The following is a 452-nucleotide window of genomic DNA, read 5'->3' as shown; positions in this document are numbered from 1 at the left end:
AATAACTCCAGAAGAAGGTCAAACGAGCTTTGACTATTATTTCCTTCAATATTACTTTGGAGGGGGTTCCAAGGTTTCGGGCTATAGAGTTTATGGGATCTCAGACAGCCCAGACAGGAGTAGTGTTTATTTCTTCCTAGATAATCAGACAGCTGTAGCTATATTTGGAGCACAAGGAGCTCAGGATTTACTCCAGAGGTGAAATCAAATGAATATTGAAGAGGTATTTTATAAAGTGGGTGAGTTTGTAGAATCAGCATGGGAAAAGATAAGAGAATTCATAAATCCAAGACCTCAAGAGAAGCCTCCGGCCTTTAAACTTCTGAGGAAAGTTGTAAAAAGAAAAGTTACAGTTCATGAATTATTAGTTCTAAAGCTTCAGTTAGCTTTTATCTTCTATTTGCTTCTATCCTTACTCCTCGTAGTTTTCTTGCCAAACGAGTTATATTTGA

2 protein-coding genes are annotated in these 452 nt (G+C 37.2%); both read left to right on the top strand.

Annotated features, from left to right (window positions below; translation table 11 throughout):
• Window positions 1-202: hypothetical protein (locus tag E3E37_RS11595; protein ID WP_206204109.1), on the top strand; the 202-nt coding region annotated here is incomplete at its 5' end.
• Window positions 203-208: 6 nt separating this feature from the next.
• On the top strand, window positions 209-452 hold a 244-nt coding region (locus E3E37_RS11030; protein ID WP_167717386.1), incomplete at its 3' end, for a DUF2101 family protein.

The organism is Thermococcus sp. ES12, assembly GCF_012027515.1.
GTDB classification, from domain to species: Archaea; Methanobacteriota_B; Thermococci; order Thermococcales; family Thermococcaceae; genus Thermococcus; species Thermococcus barossii.
The sequence above is the reverse complement of the archived record's forward strand: the minus strand, read 5'-3'. Positions and strand labels throughout refer to the sequence as shown.